Genomic DNA, 20504 nt, shown 5'->3' with positions numbered 1-20504 from the left:
TAGTTACTAAGGTTATGAAATTGAGAAACCACAAAAAACAATAGGTCTATATAAACATCCTATGCGTTTTTTGTGGTTTTTTTATAAATGAAAGGAAGGAATCGTTTTGAATAAGGAAGCAGATTTCTTACAACAGCTTGGACAAGATCGTTTAATTGCATCCATTAAAAGTCCGAAAAATTTAGAGCAATTTTTAGAAACAGAGATCCAGGCCGCCTTTTTATTAACGGGAAACATCAGTGTAATTAAACGCTATGTAGATTTACTCAAACAGCATAATCGAACGGTTTTCTTACACATTGAAAAAATTCCGGGAATTAGCTATGACCGGGAAGGGCTTAAATTTCTCGCTAAGTTTGTAAAGCCCACAGGTATCGTAACCACTAAAAGTTCACTCATTAATTACGCAAAACAGGAAGGGCTGGTTGCTATTCAGCGGCTGTTTTTAGTGGATACAGACGCAGTAGCACAGGGGTTAAAAACCGTTCAAGATATTAAACCGGATGCATTAGAACTAATGCCAGGATTGATTCCGGAGATGATAGAGAAAATCGTTAAAAAAACAAGTATCCCTATTATTACAGGTGGACTCATTCAAAATGAAAGCCATATCCAAGCTGCTTTAAAAGCAGGGGCTACGGCAGTTTCTACAGGAAAATCATGGCTATGGAAAAAATATGAATGAGCGAGAAAGGAGCGTTTTTAATGAAAAAAGTAGAGTTAGTTAACGTTGGAAAGTCATACGATCAAAAAACAAATGTCATTCAAGATATTAATGTCACAATTGAACCTGGAGAATTCTTCGTATTAGTAGGTCCTTCAGGGTGCGGGAAAAGTACAATGCTGCGAATGATTGCCGGATTAGAAGAAGTCACACAGGGAGAGTTGCTAATCGGGGATGTAAAAGCAAATAAACTGCTTCCAAGTCAGCGCGATTTGTCCATGGTGTTTCAAAACTATGCTTTATATCCGCATTTGACAGTAGAACAAAATATTCTTTTTGGTCTGCATACAAAGAAGATTTCAAAGCAAGAACAGCACAAGCGCTGCAGGGAAGCAGCAGAAATGCTTGGTTTAAGTGAATATTTAAAACGAAAGCCTAGACAGCTTTCGGGAGGACAGCGTCAGCGTGTAGCACTCGCACGTGCTATAGTTACTCATTCACCTATTTGCCTGATGGATGAGCCGTTATCCAACTTGGATGCGAAGCTGCGAGCAAAGATGAGATCAGAAATTCGCCAGATTCAGCGTAAGTTAGGTATTACGATGATTTATGTCACGCATGATCAAACGGAAGCGATGACGATGGCGGATCGAATGATGATTTTAAATGGAGGTAATATTCAGCAGGTTGGGCGTCCGCTCGATATTTACAATGCACCGGCAAACACGTTCGTAGCGTCGTTTATAGGTTCTCCCCCTATGAACTTATCAAACGTTTCTATAGAAAATAACTTACTCGTTTTTGAAGATAGAAGAGCTATTTCTATGAGTGCATCATACAACAACCTTAGCGGTAAAAAGGAAGTTGTGGTTGGAGTAAGACCTGAGCACGTTCAGCTTGCGACAAACGACAACACCAGCTTTATCGTAGAGGTAGATAATGTCGAAATTCTAGGAACGGAAACACTGCTTACATTTCAAATGGGAGACAAACAGTGGATGGCTAAGTGGAACGGTCAATGGAATATAAAAGTGGGAGAGCGCGTCCCTATTTTTATCGATCCAAAACACCTGTTTTTATTTGATAGTGATACAGGTTCATGCTTGCACTATGAACCATCAACGGAAGATTTAACTGTAAAGGGGGCATTTGTATGAGTGCTGTTACCAAAACAGCAAACTCGCCTGTTTCTGTTTCATCAAATCCACAAGAAAAGAAGTCAATGCCTAACCTATTGGTAGGATTATCTTACTTGCTGCCATCATTATTGTTATTTGGTGTATTTCTTTTCTACCCAATGATTAAGACCTTATATTTAAGTCTTTTTATTACAGACACACAGGGAAATCCCTTGAAATTTGTAGGATTACAAAATTTCTTTTATCTATTTACAGATCCAAACTTTTTACAAAGTATGAAAGCCACTTTTTTATTTGTACTATACACGGTGCCTATTGGCTTAATTATTGCATTATTCCTAGCGCTAATCGCAAATGAAAAGCTAAAAGGAATTGGTTTTTTCAGAACAATGTTTTCATCTACGATGGGAATGAGCGTAGCGGCTTCTTCTGTAATTTGGATGTTTATGTATAACCCGACAATCGGTGTTATTAATAAAGTATTAAATCTTGTAGGCATTCATGATGTGCAGTGGTTATTAGATCCTAAGTATGCGCTGATTGCTGTGTCCATCTCTACGATTTGGATGAACATTGGGTTTACCTTTTTAATTTTACTTGGCGGGTTACAAAATATTGATGAAAAGCTGTATGAAAACGCGCGTATTGCTGGAGTTAGTTATTGGTATCAGCTCCGTAAAATTACGCTTCCTATGCTTTCGCCAACGCTGTTTTTTATTATCACCGTTTCGTTTATTAACGCGTTTCAAACGTTTGGACAAATTGACATTTTAACAAAAGGCGGGCCTACAGATTCTACAAATGTCATTGTTTATTCAATCTACAAAGATGCATTTGTAAACTATAATGTTGGCTCTGCAAGTGCTCAAGCTACAATTTTATTTTTCTGTATTCTACTGGTTACCGCTCTTCAATTCAAGCTTGGAGAAAGGAAGGTACATTATCAATGAGCATCACGAGAAAATGGACAACTTATTTGTTACTCATTGCAGCTACTTTAGTATTGATGTTTCCTATTCTATACGCTTTTTCCATTAGTTTTATGAGTGGAGCGGAAGTGTTAGAAGGGAAGATTTGGCCGTCATCTTTTTCATTTGAAAACTATCGGGATGCTTTTGAAAAAGTTCCGCTGCTTCATTATTTAATTAACAGTTTTGCAGTATCTATTTTTGTCATGGCTGGGCAGCTGTTAGTTTCAAGTTTGGCCGCTTTTGCATTTGTATTTATTAAATTTAAAGGAAGAGATACTATTTTCTTTCTCTTTATTTCTACGATGATGATTCCATGGGAAGCAACGATGGTTCCTAACTTTTTAACAGCACAAAAGCTAGGATGGATTAACAATTATTTAGGATTAACGATTCCTTTTTTTGCTTTAGCATTTGGAACCTTTTTATTGCGTCAACAGTTTAAAACCATTCCAAATGAGTTATATGAAGCTTCTCAAGTTGCAGGGATCAGCCGCTTTCGTTTCTTTTGGAACGTGGTGCTTCCTGTGTCTAAAACAAGCTTAGTTACGCTTGGCGTATATAGCTTTTTAACAACATGGAATATGTATTTATGGCCACTATTAGTGACAAATACAGAGGATGTTCGTACCGTTCAGATTGGTTTAAAGCAAATGCAAACGCAGGAGATTTCAACTGATTGGGGAGTGGTTATGGCCGCTGTCGTTGTTGTGATCTTACCGACATTATTACTATTATTCCTAGGTCAAAAACGTCTTCAAAAAGGATTAACACAAGGTGCAATTAAATAGGAGAGTGAATGTGATGAAAAAGATATTGGCTATCGTAACGGCATGCTTGCTAGTCGTTCTAGGTGCTTGCTCAAATTCAACTGGTTCTTCGGAAGCGCAAGAAACTAAAAAAACAGCATCAGGTAAAACAGAAGTCGTTTTTTGGCACGCTATGAGCGGTGACCTTGAAAAATCACTCAATAAAATTGTCGATGAGTACAATAAATCTCAGGACAAAGTGGAAGTAAAGCCCGTTTTTCAAGGAACGTATGAGGAAGCACAAACAAAATTTAATACAGTAGCAGGAACAAAGGATGCACCGGCTATTATGCAGACGTTCGAAGTAGGAACAAAATTCATGATAGACAGTGGTAAGATCCAGCCTGTTCAAAAGTTTATTGATGAAGACCACTACGATACTTCGCAGTGGGAGAAAAACATTTCAAGCTATTACCAAGTAGATGGAAAGCAATATTCAATGCCGTTTAACTCTTCAACACCTGTGTTAGTTTACAACAAAGATGCCTTTAAAAAGGCAGGATTAGATCCTGAAAATCCTCCAAAAACGTATGATGAATTAAAGGCAGCTGCAAAAAAATTAACAGAGAAACAAGGAAATAAAACATCACAATACGGCTTTTCAATTCTAAATTACGGATGGTTCTTTGAAGAGCTAGTTGCTTCTCAAGGCGGTTTGTATGTAGATCACGAAAACGGCCGTAAAGGTGATGCTGAGAAGGCAGTATTTAATGGAAAAGAAGGACAAAACGCATTTAATTTAATCAATGATATGTACAAAGAAGGTACATTCTACAACGTAGGACAAAACTGGGACGATATGCGCGCAGCATTTCAATCTAAAAAAATTGCAATGTTCCTAGACTCATCAGCAGGTATTAAAACACTAGTAGACAATGCGCCATTTGATGTAGGCGTATCAGATCTTCCTGTTCCAAAAGAAGAGGATCGCCAAGGAGTAGCTATCGGGGGAGCATCTTTATGGATGTCTAAAGGAATTAGTGATGAAACATCAAAAGCGGCGTGGGACTTCATGAAATATTTAGCAACACCAGAAGTTCAGGCAAAATGGCACGTAGAAAGCGGCTATTTTGCGGTTAATCCTAAAGCATATGACCAAGACATTGTAAAGAAAGAGTGGGAAAAATACCCGCAGTTAAAAGTGACGGTTGATCAGCTTCATAAAACTAAATCAACTCCGGCAACACAAGGCGCTTTGATTTCGGTATTTCCTGAATCACGTCAAAAGGTAGTAACAGGAATGGAAAGTCTGTATCAAGGAGTAAAGCCGAAAGAAGCACTTGATCAAGCTGCAAAAGAAACAAATAGAGCATTAGAAGTAGCGAATCAAAAATAACCTATGATTACGAAGCTCGTCTTTCAAGTTATTTTGAGGACGAGCTTTTTATTTAGTGAATAACTAGTTAGGGGAGATAGAAGACAATGAACACTTCAATTGATCTTTATGCGCATCGCGGCTTTAGCGGACGGTATCCTGAAAATACAATGATTGCATTTGAAGAAGCAAGAAAAATGCGAGTTTCAGGTATTGAATTGGATGTACAACTAACCAAAGACGGAGAAATAGTAGTGATTCACGATGAACGAATTGACAGAACGACGAATGGAATGGGATATGTTCAAGAATTTTCATATAAACAGCTGCGGTTATTCGATGCTGGAAGCTGGTATGATTCTCGTTTTTCTAAACAATCAATTCCCACGTTAATAGAAGTGTTTGAGTGGATGATGGACAAAAAGACAGAAATGACCGTGAACATTGAATTAAAAAATGACCAAATTTACTATCCAAAACTTGAGGAAAAAGTTCTTCGTCTAATCGATGAGTTTGATTTAGAAGATCAAGTTATTTTGTCATCTTTTAACTATGATAGCTTGGCTAAAGTGAGATCTCTCCATTCATATATCCCAACAGGATTTTTATTTGAAGGGGTGAGTGAAGATGCGATTGGAAAAGCAAAATCGATAGGTGCGCACCTGCACTGTGATATGTCGTTTGCTCTTTCTTCGTACGGGAAAAAAGCAAAGCAAGAAGGATTAGACTTACGAGTATATACAATTAATGAACTGAATGACTTTTTGAAACTCCAGCAGGCTTCAGTAAAAGTAGTGATGACAGATTACCCTAACCGTTTTTCCTCTACAATGTTCAAAGGATGACGCAGAAAGGCCGTATGTATTCGTACGGCCTTTTTTATAGGGTAAATATTATTTTATTCTGAATAGTATAAAAGTTATATTGTGAAATTGTTTTATAGATGATATATTGAGAATAGATTATAATGTTCCTTATGAAAGCGAATACATGTTGCGTAGCTCCGCAAACGTTCATTTGCCGGTCCCTAGCATCGTCTGTTATCTCTTTTAGGAGGAATAAAAAATCATGTATGATCAAGATACTATCTATATTATTGGAGATGCCAAAGCTCCTCAAAGCAATCCGATTACTAAAAAGTTCAATCAGTATTTTCTAGGATTGGTAGTTGATAAAACAAATGGAAAAATTATTGATGTGGAATGCTCAGCGACGATTGAGTTAACCGTTCGATTTGTTCAATCAATTTTTATTGGACGTCATATAAGTGATCCCACCCTTATAGACGACATTAACAGCCGCTACTTCGGGTCTTCCCAAAAAGCGCTGGTGGTAGCGTTTCATGATGCACAGAAAAAATATCAGCAAATAACAGCTGCTTTGTCTACATAGACCTAGACGAAATCCAGCCTGACGTTTTCAAACGTTGGGCTGGATTTTGTTTTGCATAAAAACATTTTCGGGGAGATGAAGGGGGAAGAATAAATGATTCAAGATGGATTTATGTATGTGAGTGTGTTAACTGCCTTTGCTGCGCTCATGGTAGGGATTGAAAAACGATTTAAAGGCAATGGATTTTTTAAGTTTATTCCAGGTATTGTACTTATTTATATAGGAGCGGCTCTTATGCAAACGGCAGGATTATTTGGGGATAGCGAGTCAAATGCCGCCATGTATGCAGGCGTTAAAAATGCACTTCTTCCTGCTATGCTGATGCTTATGCTGTTAAAGTGTGATGTTCGAAGTGTAATTAAACTTGGTCCAAGAATGCTGGGAGGATTCATCGTTGCGGTTTTTAGTATAATGATAGGCTTTATCCTCGTCTATGCCATCTTTAAGAATTTCTATGTAGAGGATACGTGGAAAGCTTTTGGTGCTTTATCAGGAAGTTGGACCGGGGGGTCAGCTAACATGGTTGCCCTTCAAGGGATTTTGGATGTTCCAGAAAATATATTTGGCTACGCTCTTATGATGGATACGATTAACTATGCCGTATGGGTTATGTTTATGTTTTGGCTTGTACCATTTGCATCTAAATTTAATAAATGGACAAAAGCAGACGTCAGCTTTATTGAGAATAGTATAGATGAAGTCGCAGCAACATCTGAAAGCGAAAAAGAAGGTCCTCAGTTTCAGCATCTTCTTTATTTGCTTGGGCTAGGTTTGTTCGTTTCGGCATTGTCTACATTTATCGGAGGGCGTTTGCCTGAAGTGGGAGCCGTTATTAATGCAACGAGCTGGACGATTATGATTGCTTCTGTCGTTGGTTTAGTGCTTGCTGTAACTCCAGCGGCAAAAATTCCAGGTACGCTCGATGTATCAAACGTTATGTTATACATCGTTGTAGCGTTAATTGCTTCTCAATCAGATTTTTCAAATTTAGTTCAGGCTCCTATTTACTTAGTATCTGGTTTTCTCATTATGTTCGTCCACTTAGTGATCATGCTGTTGCTAGCTAAACTATTTAAATATGATTTATTTACGCTCGGGGTAGCCAGTTTAGCTAATATTGGCGGAATGGCGTCTGCTCCAATGCTTGCAGCTGCTTATAACCGTGCACTGATTCCGGTAGGAGTCATTATGGCTCTAATGGGTTCCTTCTTAGGTACTTATTTTGGTATGATGATCGCCAAAATTTTAGGGGCGATCTAAGAATAAACCAAAATAGGTATAAAAGAATATGTGTGCTGAATCGAAAGGAAGCGATTGAAATGATAATTAAAGACATAACTGTAAAGCATCAAACCGTTCCACTGCTCGTTCCGTTTAAAACAGCGCTTCGAACAGCAACAGAGATAGACAGCATAAGTGTAGAGATTCAGTTAGAAAACGGAATAAAAGGAAAAGGAGCGGCTTCGCCAACATATGTTATTACAGGCGATTCTTTAGAAGGCATTCAAGCTGCACTTCAAGGACCTATTAAACTAGCGCTAATAGGGGAGGATATACGTCAGTTTCAAAAACTCTTAAAAAAAATTCAAAGCTGCTGTATTCACAATTCAAGTGCTAAAGCGGCTGCTGATATCGCTTTGCATGATGCTTATACAAAGTTTCTCAACATTCCTTTATATGCTTTCTTGGGCGATAAGCAGCCTATCTCTACGTGTATGACGATAAGTGTCGATACACCTGAAAAAATGGCTGAAGACGCACAAAAAAGTGCAGCGGACGGATTTGACATTTTAAAAGTGAAGGTAGGTTCAATTCCTGAGCTAGACCTTGAGCGTATTAAACATATTCGATCTGTCATTCCGGATCATGTAAAACTTCGGTTGGATGCAAATCAAGGATGGACTCCAAAACAAGCAGTGCAATTAATTAATGAAATGGAAGCTCTCAATTTCGGTATTGAACTGGTAGAACAGCCTGTCGCTGCTCATGATTGGGAAGGGTTAAAGTTTGTGACTGAACGAGTAAACGTACCCATTATGGCAGATGAGAGTCTATTTTCTGCCAAAGATGCATTAAGGCTTGTAAGCGGGCGGTACGTGGATCTTTTAAATATTAAGCTAATGAAGTGCGGAGGCATTAATGAAGCAAGAAAAATCGCGAGTATTGCTGAGGCGAACGGTGTTGCGTGTATGATTGGAAGCATGATGGAACCATCACTTTCCGTGGGAGCAGCTGCTCATCTGGCAGCCGCTCATCCAAATATCACGTATTTTGACTTAGATGCTCCTCTTTGGCTTTCAACTGAACTGGATGTGTTAAAGTACAGCGGTCAAGAGGTTTTCTTATCAGATCTTCCTGGAATAGGAGAAATCACCGTTCCTATCTCAAAATAAAAAGATAGTAATATAGTAGAAGGAGAGAGACGATGAATATAAAACGTTGGGTTTTAACGGTAACAACAGTTGTTTTAGCTACATTTGGAGTCAGTGCAGTTCCTTCTGTTCATGCTTCTGAAGAAAAAGAAACTGCTTATATAGATGTCGCAGCAGCTACTCTTTGGACAGCACCAAACATCTTGCGTGAAGTGGACGCTCCGTCAGCTACTAATCCTGTAGATATGAAGAAGTGGACCACATCGATGAATTTGAAACAGAAGCAGCAGTTATCTAGTGACGGGATGCTTGAGACACAAGCGTTATATGGAAACAAAGTAACGGTTTTAGAGAGACAAGGAGATTGGGTCAAAGTAGCTGTAGACGGACAGCCTACTTCTCGAAATGAATTAGGATATCCCGGGTGGATGCCTACTAAACAATTAACCTATAGCAAAAGGTACGAACAGTATGCAAAGAAGCCTTTTGTAATGGTGACGGCTCCGACTACTTATTTATATCATTCGCCTTCTTTGAAAAAGAAAGGTATTGAAGTTAGCTATAATACGCGCTTACCTCTTTTGGTAAAATCAAAGAGTGCATATAAAGTATTAAAACCAAATGGAAAGACAGCATGGGTTTCTGCAAAAGCAGGAAAAATCTACGCTTCTCAAAAAGATATTCCTGTACCAACTGGCACGGAGCTTGTTGAAAGCGGAAAGGCATTTTTAAATCTTCCATATTTATGGGCTGGCATGAGTGGTTTTGGATTTGACTGCTCTGGATTTACGTTTACGATGTACCAGTCCCATGGTATTACAATTCCACGTGACTCAGGCCCACAGTCTAGAGCAGGGAAACCAGTAGAGATGAACAATCTTCAACCCGGAGACTTATTATTCTTTGCCTATAACCAAGGGAAAGGAAGCGTCCACCATGTAGCAATGTATGCGGGAGATGGTATGATGATTCATTCGCCGAACTCCGAGCGGACAGTAGAGATGATTCCTTTAAACACGAAGGGGTATATTGAAGAGTATGCAGGTGCACGTCGTTATTTACCTTAATTAGTAAGATAAGAAAGAAGCTCTTTTTGTGAAGGGCTTCTTTTTTAATATAGGTATAAATAAAAATTAGAAAATTTAGATTATTTACGTTTAACTACTTCTCAGTAGGGGAAGAAGTAAAGTAAGAAAAAAACATTTTTCTTCTCGAAACATATTGACTTTATGTGCAGGGCGTTATATTATTATAAAGCGTCGTTGAGACATAACAGTAACAACGAAGCTGAAAAAAGAATTTTAAAAAGTTGTTGACATTACGTCGGTAACTTGATAAAATAATAAAGTCGCTTAAGAGCGGCGGTTGAACTTTGAAAACTGAACAAAGCGACAAACGTCAACGTTAATTTTTATTTTTTAATTGAGCAAGTCAAACATTTCTTCGGAGAGTTTGATCCTGGCTCAGGATGAACGCTGGCGGCGTGCCTAATACATGCAAGTCGAGCGAACTGATTAGAAGCTTGCTTCTATGACGTTAGCGGCGGACGGGTGAGTAACACGTGGGCAACCTGCCTGTAAGACTGGGATAACTTCGGGAAACCGAAGCTAATACCGGATAGGATCTTCTCCTTCATGGGAGATGATTGAAAGATGGTTTCGGCTATCACTTACAGATGGGCCCGCGGTGCATTAGCTAGTTGGTGAGGTAACGGCTCACCAAGGCAACGATGCATAGCCGACCTGAGAGGGTGATCGGCCACACTGGGACTGAGACACGGCCCAGACTCCTACGGGAGGCAGCAGTAGGGAATCTTCCGCAATGGACGAAAGTCTGACGGAGCAACGCCGCGTGAGTGATGAAGGCTTTCGGGTCGTAAAACTCTGTTGTTAGGGAAGAACAAGTACGAGAGTAACTGCTCGTACCTTGACGGTACCTAACCAGAAAGCCACGGCTAACTACGTGCCAGCAGCCGCGGTAATACGTAGGTGGCAAGCGTTATCCGGAATTATTGGGCGTAAAGCGCGCGCAGGCGGTTTCTTAAGTCTGATGTGAAAGCCCACGGCTCAACCGTGGAGGGTCATTGGAAACTGGGGAACTTGAGTGCAGAAGAGAAAAGCGGAATTCCACGTGTAGCGGTGAAATGCGTAGAGATGTGGAGGAACACCAGTGGCGAAGGCGGCTTTTTGGTCTGTAACTGACGCTGAGGCGCGAAAGCGTGGGGAGCAAACAGGATTAGATACCCTGGTAGTCCACGCCGTAAACGATGAGTGCTAAGTGTTAGAGGGTTTCCGCCCTTTAGTGCTGCAGCTAACGCATTAAGCACTCCGCCTGGGGAGTACGGTCGCAAGACTGAAACTCAAAGGAATTGACGGGGGCCCGCACAAGCGGTGGAGCATGTGGTTTAATTCGAAGCAACGCGAAGAACCTTACCAGGTCTTGACATCCTCTGACAACTCTAGAGATAGAGCGTTCCCCTTCGGGGGACAGAGTGACAGGTGGTGCATGGTTGTCGTCAGCTCGTGTCGTGAGATGTTGGGTTAAGTCCCGCAACGAGCGCAACCCTTGATCTTAGTTGCCAGCATTTAGTTGGGCACTCTAAGGTGACTGCCGGTGACAAACCGGAGGAAGGTGGGGATGACGTCAAATCATCATGCCCCTTATGACCTGGGCTACACACGTGCTACAATGGATGGTACAAAGGGCTGCAAGACCGCGAGGTCAAGCCAATCCCATAAAACCATTCTCAGTTCGGATTGTAGGCTGCAACTCGCCTACATGAAGCTGGAATCGCTAGTAATCGCGGATCAGCATGCCGCGGTGAATACGTTCCCGGGCCTTGTACACACCGCCCGTCACACCACGAGAGTTTGTAACACCCGAAGTCGGTGGAGTAACCGTAAGGAGCTAGCCGCCTAAGGTGGGACAGATGATTGGGGTGAAGTCGTAACAAGGTAGCCGTATCGGAAGGTGCGGCTGGATCACCTCCTTTCTAAGGATTTTTACATGACGTACGTTTTGACACTTTGTTCAGTTTTGAGAGTTCAATCTCTCAATTATAGAAAGCATACTACTTTCTTCTTATTAGATAAGAAGAATTTTGGTTGCGATTGTTCTTTGAAAACTAGATAACAGTAATTGCTGAGGAAAAGTGAAACTTTTCTTTAATCAAACCAATAAATAACACAACAATATGTTGTACCATTTATTCGCTAATGGTTAAGTTAGAAAGGGCGCACGGTGAATGCCTTGGCACTAGGAGCCGATGAAGGACGGGACTAACACCGATATGCTTCGGGGAGCTGTAAGTGAGCTTTGATCCGGAGATTTCCGAATGGGGAAACCCACTGTTCGTAATGGAACAGTATCTTTATCTGAATACATAGGATATTGAAGGCAGACCCGGGGAACTGAAACATCTAAGTACCCGGAGGAAGAGAAAGCAAATGCGATTTCCTGAGTAGCGGCGAGCGAAACGGAATTAGCCCAAACCAAGAGGCTTGCCTCTTGGGGTTGTAGGACACTCTATACGGAGTTACAAAGGAACGAAGTAAATGAAGCGACCTGGAAAGGTCCGTCGAAGAAGGTAACAACCCTGTAGTTGAAACTTCGTTCCCTCTTGAGTGGATCCTGAGTACGGCGGAACACGTGAAATTCCGTCGGAAGCTGGGAGGACCATCTCCCAAGGCTAAATACTACCTAGTGACCGATAGTGAACCAGTACCGTGAGGGAAAGGTGAAAAGCACCCCGGAAGGGGAGTGAAAGAGATCCTGAAACCGTGTGCCTACAAGTAGTCAGAGCCCGTTAACGGGTGATGGCGTGCCTTTTGTAGAATGAACCGGCGAGTTACGATCCCATGCAAGGTTAAGCTGATAAGGCGGAGCCGTAGCGAAAGCGAGTCTGAATAGGGCGTTTAGTATGTGGTTGTAGACCCGAAACCAGGTGATCTACCCATGTCCAGGGTGAAGTTCAGGTAACACTGAATGGAGGCCCGAACCCACGCACGTTGAAAAGTGCGGGGATGAGGTGTGGGTAGCGGAGAAATTCCAATCGAACCTGGAGATAGCTGGTTCTCTCCGAAATAGCTTTAGGGCTAGCCTCATGTTGTGAGAGTCTTGGAGGTAGAGCACTGATTGGACTAGGGGCCCCCAACGGGTTACCGAATTCAGTCAAACTCCGAATGCCAAAGACTTATCCATGGGAGTCAGACTGCGAGTGATAAGATCCGTAGTCAAAGGGGAAACAGCCCAGACCACCAGCTAAGGTCCCCAAGTATACGTTAAGTGGAAAAGGATGTGGAGTTGCTTAGACAACCAGGATGTTGGCTTAGAAGCAGCCACCATTTAAAGAGTGCGTAATAGCTCACTGGTCGAGTGACTCTGCGCCGAAAATGTACCGGGGCTAAACGTATCACCGAAGCTGTGGATTGACATCTTTGATGTCAGTGGTAGGAGAGCGTTCTAAGTGCAGCGAAGTCAGACCGTAAGGACTGGTGGAGCGCTTAGAAGTGAGAATGCCGGTATGAGTAGCGAAAGACAAGTGAGAATCTTGTCCACCGAATGCCTAAGGTTTCCTGAGGAAGGCTCGTCCGCTCAGGGTTAGTCGGGACCTAAGCCGAGGCTGAAAAGCGTAGGCGATGGCCAACAGGTTGATATTCCTGTACCACCTCCCCGCCGTTTGAGTAATGGGGGGACGCAGTAGGATAGGGTAAGCGCGCTGCTGGATATGCGCGTTCAAGCAGTTAGGCTGATGAGTAGGCAAATCCGCTCATCATAAAGGCTGAGCTGTGATGACGAGGGAATTATAGTACCGAAGTTCCTGATTCCACACTGCCAAGAAAAGCCTCTAGCGAGGCGGGAGGTGCCCGTACCGCAAACCGACACAGGTAGGCGAGGAGAGAATCCTAAGGTGATCGAGAGAACTCTCGTTAAGGAACTCGGCAAAATGACCCCGTAACTTCGGGAGAAGGGGTGCTCTGGTAGGGTGTATAGCCCGAGAGAGCCGCAGTGAATAGGCCCAGGCGACTGTTTAGCAAAAACACAGGTCTCTGCGAAGCCGCAAGGCGAAGTATAGGGGCTGACGCCTGCCCGGTGCTGGAAGGTTAAGAGGAGGGGTTATCCTTTGGGAGAAGCTCTGAATCGAAGCCCCAGTAAACGGCGGCCGTAACTATAACGGTCCTAAGGTAGCGAAATTCCTTGTCGGGTAAGTTCCGACCCGCACGAAAGGCGTAACGATCTGGGCACTGTCTCAACGAGAGACTCGGTGAAATTATAGTACCTGTGAAGATGCAGGTTACCCGCGACAGGACGGAAAGACCCCGTGGAGCTTTACTGTAGCCTGATATTGAATTTTGGTACAGCTTGTACAGGATAGGTAGGAGCCTGAGAAGCCGGAGCGCTAGCTTCGGTGGAGGCGTCGGTGGGATACTACCCTGGCTGTATTGAAATTCTAACCCGCGGCCCTGATCGGGCCGGGAGACAGTGTCAGGTGGGCAGTTTGACTGGGGCGGTCGCCTCCTAAAATGTAACGGAGGCGCCCAAAGGTTCCCTCAGAATGGTTGGAAATCATTCGTAGAGTGTAAAGGCACAAGGGAGCTTGACTGCGAGACCTACAAGTCGAGCAGGGACGAAAGTCGGGCTTAGTGATCCGGTGGTTCCGCATGGAAGGGCCATCGCTCAACGGATAAAAGCTACCCCGGGGATAACAGGCTTATCTCCCCCAAGAGTCCACATCGACGGGGAGGTTTGGCACCTCGATGTCGGCTCATCGCATCCTGGGGCTGTAGTCGGTCCCAAGGGTTGGGCTGTTCGCCCATTAAAGCGGTACGCGAGCTGGGTTCAGAACGTCGTGAGACAGTTCGGTCCCTATCCGTCGTGGGCGTAGGAAATTTGAGAGGAGCTGTCCTTAGTACGAGAGGACCGGGATGGACACACCGCTGGTGTACCAGTTGTCTTGCCAAAGGCATCGCTGGGTAGCTATGTGTGGACGGGATAAGTGCTGAAAGCATCTAAGCATGAAGCCCCCCTCAAGATGAGATTTCCCATAGCGCAAGCTAGTAAGATCCCTGAAAGATGATCAGGTTGATAGGTCAGAGGTGGAAGCGTGGCGACATGTGTAGCTGACTGATACTAATCGATCGAGGACTTAACCAAACTTTAAAAGCGTAAGCTTTACTCAGCAACCTGTTACCTAGTTTTGAGAGAGCAATCTCTTGTCTGGTGGCGATAGCGAAGAGGTCACACCCGTTCCCATACCGAACACGGAAGTTAAGCTCTTTAGCGCCAATGGTAGTTGGGACTTTGTCCCTGTGAGAGTAGGACGTTGCCAGGCATTTTTATTATCGCGGGGTGGAGCAGTTCGGTAGCTCGTCGGGCTCATAACCCGAAGGTCGCAGGTTCAAATCCTGTCCCCGCAACCAAATTATCTTTTATACATACTTGAATATATTATTACTATCCTTAGGCATAGCCTAAGGATTTTTTGTTTGGCTATATTTATAAACACTTGTTTAGGTTATGATATAAGATAGTGATGCAGATTAATCAGGAGGTTTTTTATGTTACAAAGTAATATTCAAACTTATATTGAAAAAGAAATGAACGTTCAAGGTCAATCTTTATCTCTATATCAAGAAGAAAAGGAATATGCGTTGCAAAAAGAGTTGGTGCCGCAAAACCTGATGATAGAAGAAAAAGAGGCATCTTCACGTTTTAAAGATTCTTATATCGAAAGAGTAGACAAAGAAACGGACGAGCTGATCGCAGAAGAATCTCCTCTTTCGTTTTTAGATACTCCTCTTTCTTACTTGAAAGAACACAGAAGTGAATTTCTATATGTAGAATCAAAATGGTTTGAATTTATTAAGCTTGATGGATGTTCTTTTGAAGTGGATGATGTGTTTGGCACATATAAAGTATTAACGGGGTTACATATGCAAAAAAAATTCGGTTCTGTACTAAAACAATTTTTTGCTAAAGAGCTTAATGACGGCCCAACAAGCGTCCAGCTTTTATTTAATGATAAAGATGGATTATGGGATGTGAATATTGAGTTAGATGCTATAAAAGAGTTTGATGAAAAAATGTCAATAGGTGAAGCTCTTGTTCTTACATATCGCTTTTTCTTTCATCTAGTGGAGTATGTAGAGAACGAAAAAGCTTAAAAATGATGATTACTTTTACTATAAAGATGCTGGGACAAAAGCAGTTTAGTTAGCGTTGAACACGAACTATCTATCAAAAATAGATAGTTCGTGTTTTTTAATGGTCATGGTGAACGTAGGTTTCAGTAGGAGGTGCTTCTAGCTGTTGGTTGGAGGGCAAGGCTCCATCGCCCGCTCGCGGAAAGCGAAGCCTTGCACGTAAAGCAACAGCGGCGGAACAAGCATCCCAGGTTATTTATCCGGGTTGTTCGTCTTTAGATTGCATTCATTTCGTTATGGCCCAATCTCTTTTTTGATAGGTGATACATAATGAATGCTAAGTGAAGCTGGAAATATATTTACATCTCTATGTTTTTATGGAATGATAAAGAGTATCTTTACATATATGACTGATATGGGTGAAGAACAACTATCAGGAATCTTTCTAGTTTTTTGAGAAAGCAGCCTACATATTAGCTGTTAATAGTACTCCGAGCAAGAAAGCTTCCGTAGGATGAAGTATAATATATACATACAGGAACTATTTTTAACTCTATAAAAAATGTCTGCTGACGTATGGGATTATAAATAAAGAGGGGATGTTCATGTTATTAAGAAAAATAAAGTCTGAAGAATTGGCAGAAGTCTATCAAATGGGATATGCGGCATGGCCTAAAGGCAGGACGTACAAAGAGTATGTTAGAGATAATCAAAAAGAAGAAACATATGGAATTCGGTATGTATATGTAAATGAAGAGAATCAAATTATTGGTTCATTTATTTTGCTTCTTTTACAAACTCCTCGATTAAAGTTTGCTTTGCATGGTATTGGGTCCGTTGTTGTTCATCAGCTTTATCAACGAATGGGCTATGGCCGAGATATGCTTGAAGACTTTTTTAAAAAGATGAAGATAGAGAAGCGCAGCGCTATTTTTATGCTTTATAGCGATATTCTTCCTGAATATTATCATCAGTTTGGGTTTAAGGAGCTCCCTTCTCATTTACAGCGTTATCCTCAATCCATTGCTATGGTAAATTGCAGCGAGTCACAATATGAATACTTAAGTAAGCAATCCATAGAAGACATACCGGTCTATTTTTAAAAGGTATGTCTTTTTTATAGTATTTATCGACACAATCGTTTACAATTTTATGTAAGCGTTTTCTTTATTTGGAGATGAATGTTTTTATTTGTCCTCATACCTGTAGGCAAATCGCGCAGTCAATATAAATTTTATTACATAAAACCTTGCTATCATCTTACTAGTAACTCTTATTCATTTCCATACCATACCGATATGTACGTTTGCTGCTAAGTATAACCATATCAATATAAGGAGGAAGCAGGAAGATGAAACGATTATTTATAGCAGGGATGATTTTTATGCTTTTTTTATCTTTAGGTGCTGTATCTTCTTCAGCCGCAGGAAGTTTTACCTCTAAAACATATAACGGAAGAACATACAAACTGTACGTACCTAGCAGTTATCAGGGAGGTGCTGCCTTACCTCTAGTAGTTATGCTACATGGCTGTACTCAAGACCCTGATCAATTTGCAGCAGGAACACAAATGAATGCACTGGCAGAAACAGAGAAGTTCTTTGTCCTCTATCCAGAACAGCCCTCTTCTGCTAATTCAAATAAGTGTTGGAACTGGTTTGATACTGCTCATCAATCAAGGGGAAGCGGTGAACCAGCGTTAATTGCTGGAATGGTTAATCAAATAAAAAGCAGTTATTCAATAGATGCCGACCAAGTCTTTGTTGGAGGGCTATCTGCTGGTGCAGCTATGAGTGTTATTATGGGAGCTACTTATCCAGACATATTTGCGGCTATCAGCGTTGGGGCGGGCTTAGAATATAAAGCAGCCACTAGTGTAACAGGTGCTTATACAGCAATGAGCAGTGGAGGTCCTAATCCTATCCAACAAGGAGATTTAGCCTATTCAGCCATGGGAGAGCATAAGCGAGTGGTTCCGGTTATTTTGTTTCATGGGACAGCTGACTACACTGTTGCCCCTATAAATGCGCATCAAATACTATCGCAATGGGCTCAAACAAATGATAGAGCGTCTGATGGACTGGATAATAATAATATTGATGATACGGCAGATCAAACTTTACCAGGTACAGTATCTGGTGGAAGAAGCTATACGCACTATATTTACAAAGATACAGCAGGAAAAACAGTAATGGAAAAGTACATGATAGAAGGAATGGGACATGCTTGGTCAGGGGGAAGTACATCCGGTTCTTATACAGATCCTAAAGGGCCAAATGCAACTAAATTAAGTTGGAACTTTTTTAAAAATCATCCGAAGAATGGTGACGCTCCTAATCCAGGAGATATATCCCCGCCGGTTACAGCTGCTTCACCAGCGGGAGGAACGTATGGAAGTTCTGTTTCTGTCACATTATCACCCAATGAACCTGCCACCACTTACTATACATTAGATGGAAGTACACCAACTGTTAATTCTCTAAAGTATTCTGAGCCTATTAGCATCAACTCTAGCAAAACAATAAAATTTTTTAGTGTAGACGCTGCGGGTAATCAAGAGGGAGTAAAGACGGAAGTTTATCAAATTTCTGGAACTTCAGAGAAATCCTCAGTATTTTCTTCGCTTGCTGCTGAAGATGGATTTATCGGAAATTTATCAGCTGACGGTATGAGTAGTTCCATTCATAAAATTGGGGATAAGGGAATGTACAATACCGACACATACCGAACCATTTTATCTTTTGATACAAGCTCTTTACCTGATGATGCAAGTATTACGGATGTATCTTTGAAAATTTATCGCAAATCTTCAACTGGTAATATTTCATCTTTGAAAGGCGATATTAAAAGCGGTGTATTTGGAACTAGCAGTGCTTTAGAACAAATAGATTACCAGGCCTCACCATCTATTTCAGCGGACTTCCAAATGTCAGTGCCTTCACTCGATAATGGATATACAACTATTCAACTTCCTTCCTCACTTTTGGGATATATGAATAGGAACGGCAAAACTCAGTTTCGCTTGTCAAGCTCAGGTTCAGCGGACTTTTTAAGTGACGTAGTTGAAATTTATGGGGGCGACAATCATGCATATGCTCCAACTTTAACTGTTTCATATAAGTAAAAAAACCTTCTAAAAGCAGTTAGCTTTTAGAAGGTTTTTTTTTGCTGATAAGTTACTTTTATCACCGAATACAACTCCAACTTTTTATAGAGTTTTCTTCAAATTTTGACATGATTTTGATGAAATTTAATCATTATTCAAAAATGAATTGTCAGAAATATTACAAGAAAATGTTTAAAATTAATTAAATCCGTAATAAAAGTAAAATATTCCTGTAATGGAAGTGAAATGAACAGGTGGTATCATTCAGTCATTGAGTAAATAAGGAGGTATTCGGAAAATGAAGAAATTTGTATTTACTCTAGGGACAACGGCAATTCTTTCAGCAGGATTTGTAGGTGCAGCATCTGCCTCTACAAGCGGAACGTATGAAGTGCAAAAAGGTGACACTTTATGGAAAATCGCTCAAAATCATAATGTGAGCGTAGACGAGCTAAAAGATGCTAATAACTTAACATCAACACTAATTTATCCAAATCAGACACTAAACTTATCTAGCATAAAAGAAATCGTACATACTGTAAAACGTGGTGACACTTTGTGGTCAATCGGTCAACATTATGGCGTAACAGTAGAAGAAATTAAAGAATGGAACGGTTTAACATCAGACTTAGTTTTCCCTGGAGAACAATTTAAAATTAAAGCGGCACAAGCAGCTCAATCTCAAACAGCTAGTGCGCCAGTAGCAAAGGCAGCTCCACAAGTGCAGCAGTCTCAAACGGCACAAGCTCAGCAAGAACAAGCAGCCCAAGAACAAACACAAAAAGAACAAGAGCAAGCTCAAGTAGCAGCACAAGAGCAAGCACAAAAAGAACAAGAGCAAGCTCAAGTAGCAGCACAAGAGCAAGCACAAAAAGAACAAGAGCAAGCTCAAGTAGCAGCACAAGAACAAGCACAAAAAGAACAAGAGCAAGCTCAAGTAGCAGCCCAAGAACAAGCACAAAAAGAACAAGAGCAAGCTCAAGTAGCAGCCCAAGAACAAGCACAAAAAGAACAAGAGCAAGCTCAAGTAGCAGCCCAAGAACAAGCACAAAAAGAACAAGAGCAAGCTCAAGCAGCAGCACAAGCACAGGCAGCCCAAGAGCAAGCACAAAAAGAACAAGAGCAAGCTCAAGCAGCAGCACAAGCACAGGCAGCCCAAGAGCAAGCACAAAAAGAACAAGAGCAAGCTCAAGCAGCAGCCCAAGAGCAGGCACAAAAAGAACAAGCAGCTCAACAGCAACAACAACAAGCTCAACAGCAACAGCAGTCTCAACAGCAAGCTAGCGGCAAGTCTATGACTGTTGAAGCAACAGCTTATACAGCTAACTGTGCTGGATGCAGTGGTACGACAGCTACTGGAGTAAATTTAAAATCAAATCCAAATCAACGAGTAATTGCGGTTGATCCTAGCGTTATTCCATTAGGTTCAAAAGTATACGTTGAAGGTTATGGTCAAGCTGTAGCGGCAGATACGGGTGGCGCAATTAAAGGAAATCGAATTGACGTATTCGTTTCTTCAGATAGTGCTGCACAAGACTGGGGCAGAAGATCAGTTAAAATTACAGTTATCGACTAATACTAGTATTATAGAATAGAA

At 41.4% G+C, this 20504-nt stretch carries 14 protein-coding genes, 1 tRNA gene and 3 rRNA genes; all 18 read left to right on the top strand.

The features are described 5' to 3' along the window. Positions 1-106 precede the first annotated feature (106 nt). Positions 107-685 (top strand): glycerol-3-phosphate responsive antiterminator, encoded by a 579-nt coding sequence (locus tag SCI76_RS11740; protein ID WP_028412676.1) that lies wholly within the window; start codon positions 107-109, stop codon positions 683-685. A gap of 20 nt (positions 686-705) precedes the next feature. Continuing rightward, on the top strand, positions 706-1821 hold the full coding sequence (locus SCI76_RS11735; protein WP_028412675.1) for an ABC transporter ATP-binding protein: 1116 nt from the start codon (positions 706-708) through the stop codon (positions 1819-1821). Continuing rightward, the gene (locus SCI76_RS11730) at positions 1818-2753 is read left to right on the top strand and encodes a carbohydrate ABC transporter permease (protein ID WP_028412674.1); all 936 of its coding nucleotides are present in this window, start codon (positions 1818-1820) and stop codon (positions 2751-2753) included. The genes SCI76_RS11735 and SCI76_RS11730 overlap by 4 nt, the downstream gene beginning before the upstream one ends. Then, entirely contained in the window at positions 2750-3562 is an 813-nt protein-coding gene (locus tag SCI76_RS11725; protein WP_115652986.1) for a carbohydrate ABC transporter permease, read from the top strand. Before SCI76_RS11730 ends, SCI76_RS11725 begins: the two co-directional genes overlap by 4 nt. 13 nt (positions 3563-3575) lie before the next feature. Continuing rightward, entirely contained in the window at positions 3576-4916 is a 1341-nt protein-coding gene (locus SCI76_RS11720) for an ABC transporter substrate-binding protein (protein ID WP_042992356.1), read from the top strand. 86 nt (positions 4917-5002) lie between these two features. Beyond that, positions 5003-5740, top strand: a complete 738-nt coding sequence (locus SCI76_RS11715; RefSeq protein WP_168761576.1) for a glycerophosphodiester phosphodiesterase — start codon at positions 5003-5005, stop codon at positions 5738-5740. 223 nt (positions 5741-5963) lie between these two features. Further along, positions 5964-6287, top strand: a complete 324-nt coding sequence (locus SCI76_RS11710; protein WP_028412670.1) for a DUF3870 domain-containing protein — start codon at positions 5964-5966, stop codon at positions 6285-6287. Between the two features lie 93 nt (positions 6288-6380). Continuing rightward, positions 6381-7547, top strand: coding sequence for a DUF819 domain-containing protein (locus tag SCI76_RS11705; RefSeq protein ID WP_063248119.1), 1167 nt, complete (start codon positions 6381-6383; stop codon positions 7545-7547). A gap of 59 nt (positions 7548-7606) precedes the next feature. Next, on the top strand, positions 7607-8680 hold the full coding sequence (locus SCI76_RS11700; RefSeq protein ID WP_033580859.1) for a dipeptide epimerase: 1074 nt from the start codon (positions 7607-7609) through the stop codon (positions 8678-8680). 32 nt (positions 8681-8712) lie between these two features. After that, positions 8713-9726, top strand: coding sequence for a C40 family peptidase (locus SCI76_RS11695; RefSeq protein WP_048022256.1), 1014 nt, complete (start codon positions 8713-8715; stop codon positions 9724-9726). A 373-nt stretch (positions 9727-10099) separates the two neighbouring features. Next, a 16S ribosomal RNA gene (locus SCI76_RS11690) occupies positions 10100-11651 on the top strand. A 225-nt stretch (positions 11652-11876) separates the two neighbouring features. Then, positions 11877-14812: ribosomal RNA gene (locus tag SCI76_RS11685) — 23S ribosomal RNA — on the top strand. A 62-nt stretch (positions 14813-14874) separates the two neighbouring features. Beyond that, a 5S ribosomal RNA gene (rrf, locus tag SCI76_RS11680) occupies positions 14875-14990 on the top strand. The 16S, 23S and 5S rRNA genes sit together here with 1 tRNA gene alongside, the layout of an rRNA operon. Before the next feature lie 11 nt (positions 14991-15001). Beyond that, a tRNA-Met gene (locus SCI76_RS11675) sits at positions 15002-15078 on the top strand. A 138-nt stretch (positions 15079-15216) separates the two neighbouring features. Next, the gene (locus SCI76_RS11670) at positions 15217-15822 is read left to right on the top strand and encodes a hypothetical protein (RefSeq protein WP_033580913.1); all 606 of its coding nucleotides are present in this window, start codon (positions 15217-15219) and stop codon (positions 15820-15822) included. 584 nt (positions 15823-16406) lie between these two features. After that, the gene (locus tag SCI76_RS11665; RefSeq protein ID WP_048020709.1) at positions 16407-16904 is read left to right on the top strand and encodes a GNAT family N-acetyltransferase; all 498 of its coding nucleotides are present in this window, start codon (positions 16407-16409) and stop codon (positions 16902-16904) included. A 248-nt stretch (positions 16905-17152) separates the two neighbouring features. Then, positions 17153-18925 (top strand): PHB depolymerase family esterase, encoded by a 1773-nt coding sequence (locus tag SCI76_RS11660; protein WP_048020707.1) that lies wholly within the window; start codon positions 17153-17155, stop codon positions 18923-18925. Between the two features lie 280 nt (positions 18926-19205). Then, on the top strand, positions 19206-20483 hold the full coding sequence (locus SCI76_RS11655; RefSeq protein WP_407545214.1) for a LysM peptidoglycan-binding domain-containing protein: 1278 nt from the start codon (positions 19206-19208) through the stop codon (positions 20481-20483). Positions 20484-20504 lie beyond the last annotated feature (21 nt).

This window comes from Priestia sp. HNGD-A6 (assembly GCF_045784335.1).
Taxonomy (GTDB): Bacteria; Bacillota; Bacilli; order Bacillales; family Bacillaceae_H; genus Priestia; species Priestia zanthoxyli.
This window is presented reverse-complemented; position numbering and strand designations above follow the sequence as displayed.

What these genes read in the sequence shown, in the direction of transcription:
- SCI76_RS11735 (WP_028412675.1), top strand. Translation starts at nt 706, where the DNA reads ATGAAAAAAGTAGAGTTAGTTAACGTTGGAAAGTCATACGATCAAAAA.
- SCI76_RS11730 (WP_028412674.1), top strand. Translation starts at nt 1,818, where the DNA reads ATGAGTGCTGTTACCAAAACAGCAAACTCGCCTGTTTCTGTTTCATCA.
- SCI76_RS11725 (WP_115652986.1), top strand. Translation starts at nt 2,750, where the DNA reads ATGAGCATCACGAGAAAATGGACAACTTATTTGTTACTCATTGCAGCT.
- SCI76_RS11720 (WP_042992356.1), top strand. Translation starts at nt 3,576, where the DNA reads ATGAAAAAGATATTGGCTATCGTAACGGCATGCTTGCTAGTCGTTCTA.
- SCI76_RS11715 (WP_168761576.1), top strand. Translation starts at nt 5,003, where the DNA reads ATGAACACTTCAATTGATCTTTATGCGCATCGCGGCTTTAGCGGACGG.
- SCI76_RS11710 (WP_028412670.1), top strand. Translation starts at nt 5,964, where the DNA reads ATGTATGATCAAGATACTATCTATATTATTGGAGATGCCAAAGCTCCT.
- SCI76_RS11705 (WP_063248119.1), top strand. Translation starts at nt 6,381, where the DNA reads ATGATTCAAGATGGATTTATGTATGTGAGTGTGTTAACTGCCTTTGCT.
- SCI76_RS11700 (WP_033580859.1), top strand. Translation starts at nt 7,607, where the DNA reads ATGATAATTAAAGACATAACTGTAAAGCATCAAACCGTTCCACTGCTC.
- SCI76_RS11695 (WP_048022256.1), top strand. Translation starts at nt 8,713, where the DNA reads ATGAATATAAAACGTTGGGTTTTAACGGTAACAACAGTTGTTTTAGCT.
- SCI76_RS11670 (WP_033580913.1), top strand. Translation starts at nt 15,217, where the DNA reads ATGTTACAAAGTAATATTCAAACTTATATTGAAAAAGAAATGAACGTT.
- SCI76_RS11665 (WP_048020709.1), top strand. Translation starts at nt 16,407, where the DNA reads ATGTTATTAAGAAAAATAAAGTCTGAAGAATTGGCAGAAGTCTATCAA.
- SCI76_RS11660 (WP_048020707.1), top strand. Translation starts at nt 17,153, where the DNA reads ATGAAACGATTATTTATAGCAGGGATGATTTTTATGCTTTTTTTATCT.
- SCI76_RS11655 (WP_407545214.1), top strand. Translation starts at nt 19,206, where the DNA reads ATGAAGAAATTTGTATTTACTCTAGGGACAACGGCAATTCTTTCAGCA.